General features: G+C 33.2%; 15 protein-coding genes. All 15 read right to left on the bottom strand.

Features of this window, described 5'->3' with window-relative positions; all coding sequences use genetic code 11:
- Nucleotides 1-29 precede the first annotated feature (29 nt).
- The 15 genes from BLT84_RS09800 to BLT84_RS09730 all read right to left on the bottom strand — a co-directional run bounded on the left by BLT84_RS09800 (nt 30) and on the right by BLT84_RS09730 (nt 16074).
- A complete protein-coding gene (locus BLT84_RS09800) occupies nt 30-1373 on the bottom strand; it encodes an exopolysaccharide biosynthesis polyprenyl glycosylphosphotransferase (protein ID WP_091265105.1) in 1344 nt (447 codons plus the stop codon).
- Nucleotides 1374-1409: 36 nt separating this feature from the next.
- On the bottom strand, nt 1410-2183 hold the full coding sequence (locus tag BLT84_RS09795) for a glycosyltransferase family 2 protein (RefSeq protein ID WP_091265101.1): 774 nt from the start codon (nt 2181-2183) through the stop codon (nt 1410-1412).
- Nucleotides 2184-2207: 24 nt separating this feature from the next.
- Nucleotides 2208-2405 (bottom strand): hypothetical protein, encoded by a 198-nt coding sequence (locus BLT84_RS09790; protein WP_034890998.1) that lies wholly within the window; start codon nt 2403-2405, stop codon nt 2208-2210.
- Nucleotides 2406-2815: 410 nt separating this feature from the next.
- Complete coding sequence (locus BLT84_RS09785) at nt 2816-3376, bottom strand: putative colanic acid biosynthesis acetyltransferase (protein ID WP_091265098.1); 561 nt, start codon at nt 3374-3376, stop codon at nt 2816-2818.
- Nucleotides 3377-3388: 12 nt separating this feature from the next.
- Nucleotides 3389-4489 carry a glycosyltransferase gene (locus BLT84_RS09780; RefSeq protein WP_091265094.1) on the bottom strand — a complete coding sequence of 367 codons (1101 nt, stop codon included), beginning with the start codon at nt 4487-4489 and terminating at the stop codon, nt 3389-3391.
- Between the two features lie 26 nt (nt 4490-4515).
- Nucleotides 4516-5697: a glycosyltransferase gene (locus BLT84_RS09775; protein ID WP_091265087.1), complete on the bottom strand. Its 1182-nt coding sequence runs from the start codon at nt 5695-5697 to the stop codon at nt 4516-4518.
- Nucleotides 5694-6977 (bottom strand): hypothetical protein, encoded by a 1284-nt coding sequence (locus BLT84_RS09770; RefSeq protein ID WP_091265084.1) that lies wholly within the window; start codon nt 6975-6977, stop codon nt 5694-5696. The genes BLT84_RS09775 and BLT84_RS09770 overlap by 4 nt, the downstream gene beginning before the upstream one ends.
- Nucleotides 6974-8227: a glycosyltransferase family 4 protein gene (locus tag BLT84_RS09765; RefSeq protein WP_091265082.1), complete on the bottom strand. Its 1254-nt coding sequence runs from the start codon at nt 8225-8227 to the stop codon at nt 6974-6976. Before BLT84_RS09765 ends, BLT84_RS09770 begins: the two co-directional genes overlap by 4 nt.
- Entirely contained in the window at nt 8214-9260 is a 1047-nt protein-coding gene (locus BLT84_RS09760) for a glycosyltransferase family 4 protein (protein WP_091265079.1), read from the bottom strand. Before BLT84_RS09760 ends, BLT84_RS09765 begins: the two co-directional genes overlap by 14 nt.
- Nucleotides 9261-9272: 12 nt before the next feature.
- The gene (locus BLT84_RS09755; protein WP_157717926.1) at nt 9273-10415 is read right to left on the bottom strand and encodes a glycosyltransferase; all 1143 of its coding nucleotides are present in this window, start codon (nt 10413-10415) and stop codon (nt 9273-9275) included.
- A 1-nt stretch (nt 10416) separates the two neighbouring features.
- On the bottom strand, nt 10417-11394 hold the full coding sequence (locus tag BLT84_RS09750) for a glycosyltransferase family 2 protein (protein WP_091265073.1): 978 nt from the start codon (nt 11392-11394) through the stop codon (nt 10417-10419).
- Between the two features lie 24 nt (nt 11395-11418).
- Nucleotides 11419-12615, bottom strand: a complete 1197-nt coding sequence (locus BLT84_RS09745; protein WP_091265070.1) for a glycosyltransferase family 4 protein — start codon at nt 12613-12615, stop codon at nt 11419-11421.
- 124 nt (nt 12616-12739) lie between these two features.
- Nucleotides 12740-13591, bottom strand: coding sequence for a glycosyltransferase (locus BLT84_RS09740; RefSeq protein ID WP_091265068.1), 852 nt, complete (start codon nt 13589-13591; stop codon nt 12740-12742).
- A 3-nt stretch (nt 13592-13594) separates the two neighbouring features.
- Nucleotides 13595-14479: a hypothetical protein gene (locus BLT84_RS09735; protein ID WP_091265063.1), complete on the bottom strand. Its 885-nt coding sequence runs from the start codon at nt 14477-14479 to the stop codon at nt 13595-13597.
- A gap of 41 nt (nt 14480-14520) precedes the next feature.
- Nucleotides 14521-16074: a hypothetical protein gene (locus tag BLT84_RS09730; RefSeq protein WP_091265059.1), complete on the bottom strand. Its 1554-nt coding sequence runs from the start codon at nt 16072-16074 to the stop codon at nt 14521-14523.
- Nucleotides 16075-16092 lie beyond the last annotated feature (18 nt).

Here is a 16092-nt window from a genome sequence, read left to right as displayed (position 1 = left end):
TTTGTTAGTATTGCTTTTTACATTTGTTATTAATAAGCTTTTTCTTCACCTTTAAGTGCATTTCCTATAGTGTAGTAGATAATCTTACAATCCAACCAGAACGACCATCTCTCTAAATAAAAAATGTCAAATCTCGTCCTGTTTATAATATCAGAGGGTTTTGAGATCTCTCCTCTATATCCCTTAATTTGGGCTAAACCAGTAATACCGGGTTTTACAAAATGTCTTACTAAATATTTATCTACAGAGTGAGAATATTCTAAAGAATGAGTTTCCATATGTGGCCTAGGTCCCACTACACTCATATCTCCTCTAAGTACGTTGAAGAATTGAGGCAGTTCATCTATGCTAGTTTGCCTTAGCACCCTACCAATTCTGGTAATTCTAGAATCATTCTTTTTACACATTTTTAGATGAGCATCTCTATTCCTTACCATAGATCTATATTTATAGCACCAAAATGACCTTTTATTATAGCCATGTCTAATTTGCTTAAAAAATAAAGGGTCTCTAGATTCTAATCTTGTAACTATATATAATAATGGGGTTAACCAGGAGATAATAAAGATGATAACCAAAGAAGAAAAAACAATATCGAATGCTCTTTTCCCATATTTTGCATAATTTTTCTCTAGTGGCGTACCTCTTAAATTGAGCACTGGCAGATTTCCAAATAATTCAGCATGCATTGCTCTGGTAAATATTCCTTTGTTATCTGGAATGAGCTTTAGCTTTTTTAAATTGTTATCTGCAAAAGAAATTAATTCTTGAAGCTCCTTTTTAGACACCTGAGAGACCAAGCAGTAAACTTCTTCAATGTTATTTTTAATAATATATTCAAATGAATTTTCTATAGCTCCCAAATACTGAGCGTCTTTATAATGGTTGTTGTGGAAAAAACCTTTGTATCTATATCCAAAATCTGGCTCATTAAAAATTGCCTGAATACTTTGAATATTTCTATCATTGCCTATAACCACCACGTTTATGAAATTACCTCCATCAATTCTATATAATCTTCTTACAGAAAAGAAAAACCATCTATAGAACACCAATAAGAATAAAAGAAAAGCTAGAACGAACAATTGATATTTTACAGAGAAGGAAATTTTTAAAAGTGCAAAAAGTGCAAAATATGCAAGGCTAAATATTAGATAATGCCTTAAAAATTTATGGAATTTGGTAATAAACCGTTCTTTTCTTTCTACATTATAGAAATTAAGCCCCACGGCCGTTAATAGCCATGCAACATTATACCCTATAATAGCAAGAACATTTAAATAAGTATCTGGTGTAAAAAGATACAGAGTAAAGTTTATAGTTATTAAATGAGCTGTTACAGAAAATGGAACTATGAAATAAGAACCCTTCATACACGCTAACTTTCATTATGGATTAGGTATAAATAATTAAGAGGTAATAAACTTATTACCCATTATCTGGGGAATGATATAGTGTGGGATCTTTCGAGCTATTTTAAAGCTTAAAGTGAATATTCCTGACAGTTTATACTTTGATATAATACGGAGATCTTCTCTAGATTTTCTCAATTGAAATTTTGCAGATGTACTCAAGCCTCCAAGTCGCATTTTCACCACCCATTCATTCAAATAAAATTTCGAGATCTCGTCATTTTTGAACCAGCGTAAAGAGATCTCATAATCACTAGCAATTCTATAGCCATCATTATAACATCCATAATTTTCAAAAACTTCTTTCTTTACAAAGATCGTTGTGTGCAAAGGGATCCATCCAAAGTTTAAAAAGACCTTTTTAAAAGAATTGGAGGGATATATTCGTTTTATCTTGGTTATATCTGTTTCACTTACAAAAAGACCTTTTGCATAAACCAGTTCTGCTCCGGAGTATTGAAAAGCTTCAATTATCTGACTCAAAGTTTGTTCAGAATAAAAAAAATCATCAGAATTTAGGATGCCAATAACTTCTCCGGTGGCATTCTTAATGCCTTTGTTAAGCGCATCAAAAATACCTTCATCCTTTTCTGAAATATAATAATCTATTTTATCTGCATATTTTTCTATGATCTTAGCAGTGCCATCTGTAGATCCACCATCTATTACTAGATACTCTACATTAGAATAGGTCTGGCTCAAAACAGATTTTATGCAATCTTCAATACAATGAGCTCTATTATATACAATGGTTATGATTGATATTTTCATATGTTGCTTTTTTAAATCTTGATATCAATCGTTAGCATTAGAATTACTGGCAGCATAAGACTGATTCCAAACCAGAAGAGCAGCTATAAGCCAAATAATATTGTAACTAATTACTACCATATAATTGGCAGCAGGATTTTCTCTAAACAGAATAAAAACTCCGTCTATAATAACTAAATGCAGTAGGGTTGCTAAGGATGTAAATAACGCTGAATTTTTCATTGAACTACTTGGTTTTAATTATTACACAATAAATTAGAACCATAGCTATTTATTTCTGATTAAGCTTAAAGCTAAACAGAACTTCTCTTCTATGTAAGTAGGCAATAAGCACCAATTCTAGCTATTACAATCCATAAAATAGGACTGCCATGAAAACTATGAATTATAAGGGACAACTATTTGGGAACTTAATTTTGGAGTAATTGAACGTATAAAAATACTGAGGGGAGGATTAAATCTGATCTTAATAAAACTTTTCAGACTTATTATAAATATAACATATATTTAACTTTAAATCAAAATTTATAGGTCACTTTTATTAAAATAATTATATGTTTAAATGGTTTTTAATCATTTATATAAAAATGTACTAATTACCTTACACTGCTGAATACTATTTCTAAAAATTTTTAAATTTTCATGACCCTGTCTTTTATATAATTTGCAGGATTACCACCTGCAACTACCCATGGATCTATATTTGTAAATACTGAAGATCTTGCAGCAATAACACTTCCCTGACTTATTTTAACTCCAGGACCTATAAATGCATCTGCAGCTATCCAAACCTGGTCCTCAATAGTAATAGGTTTCAAAATTAAGGGAAAATTATAGATCTTATAATCATGGGAAGACGCACAGAGGTAACTTTTTTGTGAAATTACGGTATGATCTCCAATGATAATCTTTCCTTGATTGTAACAATCTACCTTAGGCCCCAATATAGAATGTTCACCAATTTCTAAATTCCAGGGAGCCCAAATTCTAGCGCTTGCATAAATATGTGCATTCTTACCAATTTTAGCTCCAAACAATTTTAATATCAACGTTCTGTACTCTCTAAAGATGCTAAGATTGAATGGCCTTACAAAGATCCAATAAGTGCAATTCCATAATAATCTACATAGCTTATTGGAAATACTAAAGCTAAAATCGTATGCTGCTAAATTAACTACAAGTGCTTCTTTCATGGTCTATATTCTTTAATTTTGAACGATAGTATGATACAATTCAAATGTTTGATTGGAAACAGCTCTAATATCATATTTTCTTTCTACCAGAGCTTTCCCTCGCTCTCCCATTTCTTTTAGTTCTGTAGATGTTTTTAAGAATGCTTCTTCTATGGCATTGGTAAGATTTTGAATAGATAATTCTATCCACCAGCCACAGTTATAGGTATCTAGTTCCTTCCACGGTGTTCCAGTTGTAGTAATTACAGGTACTCCAACTGCTAAAGCTTCAATTACCACTAACCCAAAATTCTCGCTATAAGTTGGTAAAACAAATAGATCTGCCTGATTGAATAGATCCCATTTATCTTCTCCGTAAACACCTCCCAAAAAAATGATCTGCTCGTTAAGTTTCTTTTCTAAAATAAGCGCAACTAATTCATCTATATACTTTTGCTCTCCCTCTCCAGCAATGATAACTTTCACATTTTTATCTTTCAACTTATAAACTGCCTCAATTAACAGCTCAATCCCTTTTTTAGGATGAATTCGGGATAAAAACAAAATATTCTTATGTGTAGGTTTTGCTGCTACTTTTTCAGTGAATTTTATATCCGCCATATCAATACCATTTGGAATTACCTCTATAGGAAGATTATACCCTAATTTTTTAAACTGTTCCATTTCTGAAATTGCAGTAGCATGTAAATAATTAGCTTTTAGTAGTGCATTATTCTGATAGAGCATCATTGCTATCTTCTTCTTTAGTGGATTCCTTTTAAGAATATAAGGTTCGAGCATGCCATGAGGAGAAAGTAAGACCTTAATCCCCATTCGTTGTGCTATTATCTGTAACAACCAATTTTGAGGTTCCCATATTCCATTTATATGAACAAGATCTGGTTTGATATTTCTTAGAATAGATATAAACTCCTTTTTAATCTTAAACCATCGTCCTAAATTAAAATCGATAAAAACGGTCTTAACGTCTGTAAGTAATATCGGATTCAAAGATTTTCCTGTAAGAACAGTTAGATCTAAGGCATGCTTCATCTGATCTGCCAAAAGTTTGATATAAACTGCAGTTCCTCCTGAATTATGATCTATAGAACTTACATATTGTATTACCTTCATGTCCTGTTATTTTACAAAACTTTGATCTAAACACCGGCGGTGTATTTCTTTAATACCTCCTTATAACATTCTTCAATCTTATCTAAAGCTTTTTCTGAGTTAAATCTCCTGGAATTTTCTAATCCAGAGACAATTAAATTCTCTCGAGCTTCAACTGTAAGGCTTAAAACCTCATCTAAAATCTTTGCACCCTCTTTATACCACATCATTTTTTTTGTAGTATCGTTTATTGGTTGTCTGGATAAATAATAGCAGGAAGTACCTCCCACTTCACTCATAGGCTCTTTGTTAGTAGTTATTACCGGGCATCCACTGGCCATTGCTTCTGCTATCGGCCAACCAAAACCTTCTTCTAATGAAGGAAACAACAAAAGACTAGCCCCTTGATAAAACTTCTTTAGTATTTTATTTGAAACTTCTGATATAAAATGGATATCCTTAGAGAACCGAGATTTATGAGCTGTAAATTTGAGAGTATCTGTTGGTTCTGAACCTATCATAATTAGAGGCAATTCTTTTTCTTGCATTTCTCTCCAAGCAATATAAATTTGAAGAACTCCCGTTCTATTTTTATAAAATTGATTTCCTCCTACATGTAGCACAAATCCCTGCATTAAGTTTATTTTTAAAAGATCTTCTAAATATTCTCTTACTCCCATTACATTTCCGGGTTCAAAGTTTTGATTTAACCCATTATAAACCACTTCAGAAAAAATGGGCTCTTTTGGTAAAAATTCATGGAGATCTGCACGTGTCTTTTTTGAAATAGATATAAAATTATTTGCCTTGGAATAACCTTTCCTTATTAATTTCTGATATAATTTTCCAGAACTTCCAACCTTGTTTTCTGAAATTTTTCCGAGAGCAGATCTTTGTGCAAGAAAGTCATGACAGTGAATTACGTGCGGCTTTTTCGATATCAAAGTAGCCCATATTCCTAGTGCCTGATCACAAATGACATAAAGTGAGTCTTTTGGAAACTTCTTTATTTTTTGTTCAAATAGAATTCTGAATATTAAATATTGATCTACATACCCAAGCCATTTCTTAATTTTAGGATTATTTGATATTACACTTAAATATGCTGTTGGCGAATAAACTTGTACAGAATGTTTTCTCTCCTCCATCCCATTAGCAATCATTTGAGTGTAGAGAGCAATACTTCTTATATTAGAAAATTTTGGATGTGTTAAGAATATGATATTCACGTGGTCTCAGGTTGTTTAAATGCTGCTAAAATTAAACCTCCAATTAATATACTAAAACCCAGCGCTGTAGGCTGAGACCATTGACCTTGTAAAATGGTGATAGCCCCAAAACTTAAAAGCAACCATGGTAATACATTAGAATTCCCTATAGAAACCCAGGATCCTTTAAAGAATTCTAACACTAGGCCAATTCGGGTTAGAATAAGTAATAAGCCTAGTAAAAGTCCCATTTCTCCAATAATCCTTCCCCACTCACCCTCCGGCAACAAATAAGCAGCAGTCCCACCGGTAAGCAATTTAGAAGCCACCTTACTTCCTAATCCTAATCCCAATCCCAGATAAGAATTTTCTGGATCTGCCACAGCACTGTACATTCCACCAAGTAATCTATCTACTATAGTACCCTCAATACCTCCTTCAGTTTTGCTGGCAATCTCAATACGCTCTGAAAATACAGAACTAGCTGTTTGAAAAAAATTAAATTTGTTAAGACCTATCAGCAAAATAGCTGCGGCAAAGATTATAGCAACAAATTTTTTAATGAGCTGAGAACTTTTTCCAGAACTTAAGAATAGAAATATTAAGCTTAAAACAGTCTGCAAAAGGATGGTTCTACTTATACTTAAAGGAATGGCTATCACTAAAGAAATTGCAGCAAAGGCTAGAAGTAGTTTTGATACTTGCTCTTTATTCTCACCAATTAGAAAGTAAAAAATAAAGGCTGAAGAAAGTCCGTAAAAGAGCGCAAGTCCGTTTGTAAATGAGAATGTTCCAGGAACTCTATAAAAATCTCGAACTGCACCAAACCCAGACCCAGCCATATCTCCACCTACTCCTCTATTTACCCAAGCAGACTGCGGACTAAAAAATTGTATAGCCACAAGAACAGTCATTCCTATACAAAGATATAAAATGACCTTACCCATTTTTAAAACATCATCTCTATTAAAAACATGGCCTATAACGAATAATAAAGGAAAATGTATCATGGTAATTCTCATCCCATAAAAGGCTACAATCAAATTTCCATGGCCTACATACAACGTAAATATTAGCGACAGGATGGTGATACCCCAAATAAATTTCACGTAGTTATTTGGACGCCATATATTTTTTTGAGCAACCTTAAAAATGATATAAATTGCTAAAGGGTCTCTTATTATTAGTAATGGCTCTGCCAGTCCGGGCAAAACCCATTTTCTTAAAGCTCCTTCAAAGATAAGAAGCCAGAAGTAGAGCCAAATAGCTTTTTTAACTATTGTAATTGTTTCATCATTCAATTATTCTCAGTTTTATTATTTACATAAGATTTTATAGCTACTACCATTTCTTCACCATATACTTTCCATGGTCTTGTTCTTGCTTTTACCATAGCCATTTTACCAACATTTTCTAAAGATAAAGGATCTTCCAGGATCTCATTTATCTTCTCTACAATAGCAGTAGTAGAACCCGGAGAAATTATCCACCCATCTATTTCATTAGAAATTAGATCTGCTCCACAAGTTCTGTTCGTAGTAATAACTGGAGTTCCCTGAGACATAGCTTCGGTAATAACCAACCCAAAACCTTCAAAAAGGGATGGGAAAATCAAAACATCATTATTGCGCATAGTTTCTAATATCTCTGCATGAGAAAGCGCAGAAATCCATTGATGTTCTTCGAGATTCTTATAGAGAATTTTGCAATTCTTAACTGGTTCTTTACCTACTACTGTTAATGAAACCCTTTCCTTCAAAACTTTCATGGCTTCAAACAGATAGGAAATTCCTTTTCTTTGGGATAATCCGCCTACAAATAAAATTTTAAGTTTTCTATTTCTAAGTGGTTGGTATTTCCTTTGTTCAAATACTGGAGGAAACCCATAGGGTATCACTGAAATTTCAGGCGTTATACCTGGATAGAATTCTAAGGTTTTCTTGGTAAATGAACTCGCCACAAATATGTGATCTGCGAGCGCTATCTCTTTATCCTTTTTTAGCAATTTTACTTCAGAATCTTTAAAGGTTTCCATAGTGCTGGCCCACTCTGGGTTTTTAATTCTTTCCTCCTCCAAAAGATCACGCATAGCTCTCCAATATCCAATAGGCAGGTCGTAAAAACAATCCACACCTTTAGTTTTAGCTATTCTAAAATTCTCTAAAGCTCCATCTTCAAAAGAATAAACAATGGTTTCTTTATTGATATTTCTGGCAACATATTTATCTAGATCTTTATAAACCTTATCAATACAAAACAGACCCGTTTCATGATGTGTATATTTTGTATGATTAAGCTTTTGAAGAACAAGTCTTAAAATTTCCTTAGTTGGTCTATTAGATGTCAGGTTTCTAATATTTGCAGGAAATGTTCTTTTTTTTAACTCTGATAACAGTTTAAAATTTAAAAATCTATAGACAAAACTAGATTCAAAAAAAGCTATGCTGGTATAGAAATGATGTAATAATCCATTTTCTGCCAAAGAAAAGATTAATGCTCTTACATTCGCATTCCCTGTAGGATGAGATACTATTAGTCTAGTTTCTTTCATAACTGTTCACAATACTTTCAATGATCTTTAAATATTTCTCAGAAACTTGTTTTGAGGTATGTTCTTCTAAATGCGATTTAAAATAACTTCTCAGAATCTTTTCCATCAATGGATTTTTTAATAGATCCTGCACATTATTATATAATGATTCAAAATTATTTCTTTCGAAAACAATTCCCGTATTACCAATTGCTTCGGGTAGGCCACCTTCATTAGATACAATAGGTAAACAACCACAAGCAATTCCTTCTAATGCAACAATTCCAAATGGCTCTTTCCAACGAGAAGGAATAAGGATATATTTATGTTCATTCAATTTTTTTACTAATTCTTCTCCACTAAGCGCTCCCTCAAAAAAAACATTGTCCTCTAAATGAGTTGTCTTCACCACATCTTTTAGCACATTCATTTCCGGACCATCCCCTATAATGGTCAAATTTTTAAATGTAGCTCTTCCTAAGCTCGAGTCGTTTTCTTTTAATCTCGCTATAAGTTCAATCGCCATATCTGCTCCCTTATCTGAGACCAGTCTGCCTAGAAATACAAAATCCTTGATCTTTGGAATTTCCGGAATTCTTTTAAAAAGGTCTTCTTTGTAAGAATTCTCAATTACAAGAGCTTCCTCAAAAGTGCCATTTCTTAGAGCTTTACTCACAGCAATAACAGCTTTTGCTTTTTTCAACCAGATGTTTTTAACCTTGTCTTGTATAGAAATCTTGCCATCTAGACGCTGAATCCAGGTATGAAGTGCAATAAGATGTGGCTTTCTAAAAAGGATCAATGGCCAAGATAATTTTAAACATGGGTTATTTTCAAATACTAGATCTGCCCACTTATGTTCCTTAAACATTCTAATCTTGTTTGGCTCTCTTACAATGGTGTACGGAAACTCGTTCTTAGAAGAGCTTTTAGACCAGGTCATAATTTTAATCTCACAGCCAGAATCATAGAGATAATTTGCTAGAATTTCAGAATTCATTTCAATACCACCTATATCTGGGTAGAATCTATCTGTAAGAATTAGAATTTTCATGAAATTTTAGAGTTAGGTGATCAAATTCAAGTTGATCTCCTGAATGTTGGAAATTAGCATCAAATCTTCTATGAAGACTTCAGCAATAGCACTTCTAGAATATATTTTAGACAACGTTCTAGCCTTTTGAGTTGCCATAAAAATGTTTTTTGGCGCTGGTTCAATAACTAATACCTTACTCATCTTGGTATTAAAAAAACCAACCTCATCTACATTATGTCCCATTTTCACATAGGGAGCGGCTACTGGAATACCGTGAGATAAAAATGTTGCTACACTACCACTCTTACCAAGTAAATGTCTAGGTACCGGACTTATTCCTAAAGCAGTAGAAGCAATGACCTTAGATAATTCATGATCCTGTAAAAAACCAATCTGTTCGATCTTATTTGAGATCTGTGGAATTTCCTTTAGTTGTTTTTCTAATTCTTGCTTGGCCTTTGTTGTTCCTCCAACGATCAATATTTTAAAGCTGATCTTTTCTCGTTTTAAACTAGCTATCAACATTTTTAAAAAACTTAAAATCTCCTTGCGAGGAGATAACTGACTAAAAAATGTGATCATAAACGTATTAAGGTCTTGATGCTTCTGATTGGCATCCACCTTAATATTAGAATATATTGGCAATGGCATAGCAGCTATGCCAATAGTCTCTAATCTCTTTTGATAAACTGGGATACTGGTATGAACCAAAACGGGATCCAGCAGAGTGACCAATCTTTTTATGATGGCCTCTTGAATTTTTGCAATGACCAGATTCTTAAATTCTTTTTCTTCCACCCACAATTCATGAAACATAATATGCCATGAAAATTTCTTACCTATTTTCGAAAGCTCTAATCCTAATCTCCAGGGTAACCCTTTCTGATGATATGCATATGGAACAAATTGTAAGCTTATAAGATCTGGATTATTAGCATTTACAAATTGCTTGGCCAATTCTATTTTTTTCTCAGCAGACAGATCAATGCCTAGCCTTAAAATATTCAATACACCATCTTCCCTGAAAGTAGCGCCTTTTACAAAAGCATCATTATAACTCATTATTGAAACCTCTATGTTCTTTAGGTAAAGTTCACGGGCTAAAATCTGGGTATAATCTCCTACTCCATCTTTTCCTGTTTCCAAACATCCACATATAAAAAGTATGCTCATATTAACTATTTAAGCTGGTTAGGAGCTGTTTACCAGAATTCTTGAAGGTTCTTATTTTTAAAGCTTGTTCTGTACCAATTACCTTAGATAGCTGTTTAAAGAATACACCACCATAAGCGTAAGGCTCCTTAAATCCTAACTCTTTAATATCTGCTTTACACTGTGCTAGTAATTCTGGGTAATTAGGATAGGAGTTGCAGTAATAAACACTTAATGCTTTTCTACTTAATTCCCTCGCGGTGTCCTCATCTAATGCCTTTTTAAAAGATTCTACGTAGCATCTATAAGAATACAGCCAGCTCTCATATATCTTTTTTGAATTGAATTTTTTACTTATACTTTGAGGGACATCTCTCCTGTAGTAAAAAATAGATCCAGGACAAAAAATCACCCCTTGAGATAACAAAATAAGCCGACTGAAGTATTCACCATCATTATTAAGAAGTACGCCTTGATCCCAGCCATGAGTCTTTTCTATCAACTTTTTAGGAACAAGCCAAATTCCTGTGGTATAATATTTACCGAAATTGGAGAACATAGCTCTAAAATAGGACGCTACCTTTAAATGAGTATAATAGAATTCAAAATCTGTTTCCAACGCTTTTTGATTCTCGATAATATTCCCCATAACACCACTATAAACATAGTTCTCACCGTATTCTAAATATTGGGCTACTTGTTTTTGAAGTTTATCTTCCCCTAAAATATCGTCTGCATCCAAAAACTGATATAACGCTCCATCTGCTTTCTCGATACCAAAATTTCTAGCGTAACAAGGCCCATTATTTTGTAAAGCATAATATTGAATTCGATGATCTTTAAAACTTTCAATGATCACCTCAGAACTATCGCTACTTCCATCGTTAACTAAAATGATCTCCAAATTGGTATAAGATTGCTGAAGGCAGCTTTCTATGGTTGCTTTTATATAATTTTCAGCATTAAAAACAGGAATTATTATAGAAACTAGCGGAGTCATCTTAGAACAGATTTAGTACTTAATTCAATTATTTTGAAACCCTTTTAATTCAAATGAAGGTTCTCTTACTTCAGGCTTTTCCTGAAGCTGATTTAGATAAAATTTATATTGAGCATCCACCTTTCTGGCAATATCATCCCAACAATATTTATTTAGAACGATCTCTCTGGCTTCATGAGATCTTTTATAAAGTAGATGCGAATCTTTCAGGGTGCTAATTGCTATATTAGAAAAGGTTCTAACATCACCTCGGGGTGCCAACATCTCTTTAGGAACAAAATCAGACGGACCCGGAATATCATAAGCAACAACTGGCAACCCGGCACACATCATTTCCAAAGCTCCAAAACCAAAGCTTTCCAAATACGACGGGAAAATACCTATATGACAGTCTTTTAGTAACATAGGTAATTCGTCTGCTTTAAACTTTGGTAACACATCTATTGCAGCATGATATTTCTTCGGAAAGAAATTTAAAACCTCTTCTGTAGTTTGAAACATTCCCTGAGTTCCAAGAAGTTTCAACTTTACATCTGGAAACTCTTTTCTTAGCTGCTTAAAAATTTTAGGGAAATCCATGGCACCTTTTCTAAAATCGAAAGTCCCAACATATGCTACAATGAACGGGGTATGCAGATCAAAAGAATTTCTGTTAAATGCCCCTATCTTGCCTAAAGGAATTCCATTTGGAACTATAATAATTCGCTTTTCAGCAAATCCTTTAGAAACCAATAAGGCCTGATCTTTCTTATTTTGAACCTGTATAATATCTGCCTGTCTTAAACAATAATCTACTTTGCGTAATTCTTCTTTTAGAACATTTCTCTCTTTACCGAAACATAGTTTACAGCTCCTAATAAAGTTGGAGATCTTAGATTTAAGATCGTACCTAAAAGGTATAAGGTCAAAATGATATGCAAGAATTGCAGGACGAGCTATCATTAAAGTATGTTTATCAAACAAACCTCTTCTAAAAGGCAAGGTGTCATATTCATAGAGCACAACATCATAATGGTCTATATTTTTTATTAAATAATCTTTTAAAGCATTGCTATGCTTTTCAGGATTATATCTTTCAGAGTTGGGAATGCCTAACAATTGCTTATCAACCAACGTAGTTTCCCAACCTAATTTCTCTAAGCTTTCTGCGAGTTCTATTCTATTCTTGGTAAAACCTTTTTCTAAGGAGAAATTACCTTTGGAACACAATGCTATTCTCATAAGTTTAAATTTTACACTATTAAAAATTTAACTATGGTTTGTGGGCGGAGTATATACTGTACGTAGGTTTTATGATATACCTTACTAAATGCACATAAAAAATTGATGGGTTTATTGAAAATATTTAGTTGCGTATTCTAGAGAGATCTCCAACCAAAACTATATAATGCCTTAAAAAAACCAGATATAGTTTATTTACCAGTCCAATATTATGCTCTTTCTGGAAGATCATCTTAATCTCCCAGAGTCTAGGTTTAAAAAGTGATAGCAATTTTAGTAAACCAAAAGACTCATTAGATTTGTTCTTACTAAATTTTGCCTGCCCCTTCCCTACTCTTTTAGCTTTAATAACTAATTCTTTTACAGAAGGTCTTGCAGGATGTTTTACCAAAACATTTGGTACATAATCGATCTTAGAGCCTGCTAAATACGCTCTTTTTCCCCACTGGTAATCGCCTCCGGAAAGCAGATTACTATCAAATAATCCAATCTTATTAAAAGATTCTGTATAAGTGAACATATTTGCAGTTACAGCGTTACCAGATTGCACATAAGCTTTCTGTGGAAATGCAAATATCTTATCATACAATTCTACCTTGGAAGGTCTACGCTCTTTATAAAATATTTGAATAGCACCCCCAATTCTCTCCGTTTCAGGATGTTCTTTAAAGTACTCGACTGCGTTTCTAATCCAATTTTTGTCTGGAACACAATCTGAATCTGTAAAACCAACAATGCTCCCTTTGCAAATGGCAAGCGCTGCATTTCTGGCAGCATAAGAACCTGGTTTGAATTCATTTATTACTGTACCATTTTCTGGAATTGCTAGATCTCTAGGTTTTAGATCTTCTGGTGCATTGTTAACTACTATTACCTCAAATAGATCATGTGAATAGGTTTGATGCTGCAATGCTTGCAAACACAAATTCAACCTATCCCAGTCCTTAAAAGTTGGTATAATAATAGAAACCTTCATAATTTAGATTGCTAAAATCTCTTTGTTAACAACTTCCAATTCATTCTTACCAAGCAGTGTAGCGAAGTCTATAATTTGTTGGGTATTGCTTTGCACAGAATGTGATGAATCTAGATCTAAAACAGGAACCCCATAAGATTTAAGATGCTCAATAGCAATTTCAATTCTTTTCATCGCATTATCTGTAAACATCATCAGCTCATTTCTATCTAAATTCCTGTGCATATCTCTAATATCTTTTCTGCCAAGGATTCTATTTGCTATTTCATCTAGATCTGTTTGCACATATACAATTGCACTTGGCCAAGGCATAGTATCTACACGTTTTTTTATTTCAGATTCCTCACTAATTTCAATACTACTTTCGTAAAGAGCTCTATCAATCAAATTAATTAACCCCTCGTCTATAAGCATGATCCTGTTAGATTTTAGTTCCATTAAAACCTGAATCTTTTTTAAGATTAGATAAATAAATTCTGCTTTTTCAAACCTAAGATCTAAGCCATTAGCACTTTTAGACTGCTTATAATAAATATTTTGCCAGCATGCATCAATATATTCTGGATATTCCTGTATAAATCTTAACCCAGCTTCTTTTAAAACGTAAGTATCCACAAATTTTCTCCCTAATTTCAAGGTTCTGTAAATTCGTTTAATATAATCTAGATTAGATTCTAGCATCTTAGTTCTCTTATTTCTAGGCTTTTTACCTTTTAAAATATCAGAACATATGCTACCTAAGAATTCGCTTCTGCTTTTATCTCCAAGCGGCTTCAAATTAGAGCTCGTTCTCCAATGGCCATGGATCTTTTCAATTTTCTCCAATTCGCTAAAAATTGTAGACTTACCAACTCCAGGAACTCCGCATATTTCAATAATCTTAGCCATAATTTATATCTTTCTAAAGCTTATTTTGGTAATTTTATAAATCATGCTAGCACACGATCTTCTGAAAACGACTTTATTAGAAACCCATTTCCCTTTTTAAGTAATTGCTCATTTTTAAAGACTTTTTCAGAATTTTCTACTGTAGATAATTCTTTATCAAATTGCTCTTCCTTTCCTGGTCTAAAGGTTTTTAAAATTGCTAAGGCTCCTTCATATTTAATAAGCTCCTCTTTATAGATCTCGTTGTAACTTAATAACTTTACTAAGTTCCACTCTCTGCTATATCTACTTCTTCTTACTTCTAATTCTGAATTGATCTTCTTTACATACTTTTCTCCCATTAGCGTAAGGTAATAAAGAGCATCCTGCTCATTGTCTGAAGAATGTACTCCATTGTAATTGCTTTTTTTAATCTTCGAACTATTGTTTATCAATGATCTAAAAGCATATTTTGCATTTAGATTATTTACATTGGTCATTCTAGATTGTTTTTGAAGAGCTTTCTCACTTAAAGGTTTTGGGTGATAATCAAAGACACTTAACACCGCTACGGGCAAACCTCCAGAATACTTAAAGGGCCCTTTGTCCCATTTACCACCTCTAATATTTCTAGAACAAATTCTCCTTTCTTCAGAATTCAATATCTTAAGATCCAAAATCTCAAAACAATAGGAATCTTTCAGAAAGAACATAAGGTCTTTAACCAACTTATCCTTTAAAAGCCGATCTCTAATTACATATACTATTAATTCCCCTCCTCTAATATCTGAAGATAGACTGGCTTGAAATCTGGCAAGTTCAGGTTTGATCTCCACCAACTTCGATAATGTATCTTCAGCCGGTAAATAATTCTGATCTTTCAACCAATTGTACAGATTCTCTACATTTGGTTTAAATTCTAGCTCTAGAAAGGGCATTTGCTTCTTTAATACTTTAGAATAATCATGCTCAATAATAGAGGCTGTTCTGTTAAAGCCTTCTAATCCAGAATTTGCACCTTTATGAAACAGGGCATGATACGTTAGAGAAGCAAAATACATAGAGGGTGAAGGCACATAAACTCCTTTAAACAGGATTCTACTTTCTAGAAGATGATGAGAAAGGTTAGACTGATAGTATGGAATTCCTTTGTGCGCACCATAATTACTGCCGGTAACGGTATAAATGTCACATTTTAATCCTGTGTTATTATCGGTATACGTTAATAGATCTTGAATACGATCTCTGTGATCATCTTGTATCAATATATCCATATCTTCCCCTTCAGGTATTTCAGGAAAATTCTCCCACCATCTTAGCAGCACATAATTTATCCTTCTCTCATTTAGAATCATAAAAAATTGTTCTCTAGACAGTCCTCTTTTAACGAATACTCTAGGAGATTTATAAGGTTTTAAAATTCCTTTTAAGGCTCTATATTTTTTAGCTGTATGCTGATATGTTTGTCTTAAAAATTGATTTCTAAGAATTTCTTTCTGAAGATTTTCTGGTAATATCTGTATCGCTTTATTGATATAAACTCCCGCTTTGGAGGAATTTGGATTATTGATAGCGGCCTCGTTAATTACCTGAAATTGAAGGCTAGAATTTCTCATAGTTTTGAATTTTCAATG

This window comes from Gillisia sp. Hel1_33_143, assembly GCF_900104765.1.
GTDB lineage: Bacteria > Bacteroidota > Bacteroidia > Flavobacteriales > Flavobacteriaceae > Gillisia.
This window is presented reverse-complemented; position numbering and strand designations above follow the sequence as displayed.

Bases quoted from the DNA above. Each gene is read 5' to 3' on its own strand.
- BLT84_RS09795 (WP_091265101.1), bottom strand. From the start codon at position 2,183: ATGAAAATATCAATCATAACCATTGTATATAATAGAGCTCATTGTATT.
- BLT84_RS09780 (WP_091265094.1), bottom strand. From the start codon at position 4,489: ATGAAGGTAATACAATATGTAAGTTCTATAGATCATAATTCAGGAGGA.
- BLT84_RS09740 (WP_091265068.1), bottom strand. From the start codon at position 13,591: ATGAAGGTTTCTATTATTATACCAACTTTTAAGGACTGGGATAGGTTG.
- BLT84_RS09800 (WP_091265105.1), bottom strand. From the start codon at position 1,373: ATGAAGGGTTCTTATTTCATAGTTCCATTTTCTGTAACAGCTCATTTA.
- BLT84_RS09735 (WP_091265063.1), bottom strand. From the start codon at position 14,479: ATGGCTAAGATTATTGAAATATGCGGAGTTCCTGGAGTTGGTAAGTCT.
- BLT84_RS09750 (WP_091265073.1), bottom strand. From the start codon at position 11,394: ATGACTCCGCTAGTTTCTATAATAATTCCTGTTTTTAATGCTGAAAAT.
- BLT84_RS09790 (WP_034890998.1), bottom strand. From the start codon at position 2,405: ATGAAAAATTCAGCGTTATTTACATCCTTAGCAACCCTACTGCATTTA.
- BLT84_RS09745 (WP_091265070.1), bottom strand. From the start codon at position 12,615: ATGAGAATAGCATTGTGTTCCAAAGGTAATTTCTCCTTAGAAAAAGGT.
- BLT84_RS09765 (WP_091265082.1), bottom strand. From the start codon at position 8,227: ATGAAAGAAACTAGACTAATAGTATCTCATCCTACAGGGAATGCGAAT.
- BLT84_RS09730 (WP_091265059.1), bottom strand. From the start codon at position 16,074: ATGAGAAATTCTAGCCTTCAATTTCAGGTAATTAACGAGGCCGCTATC.
- BLT84_RS09760 (WP_091265079.1), bottom strand. From the start codon at position 9,260: ATGAAAATTCTAATTCTTACAGATAGATTCTACCCAGATATAGGTGGT.
- BLT84_RS09755 (WP_157717926.1), bottom strand. From the start codon at position 10,415: ATGAGCATACTTTTTATATGTGGATGTTTGGAAACAGGAAAAGATGGA.
- BLT84_RS09785 (WP_091265098.1), bottom strand. From the start codon at position 3,376: ATGAAAGAAGCACTTGTAGTTAATTTAGCAGCATACGATTTTAGCTTT.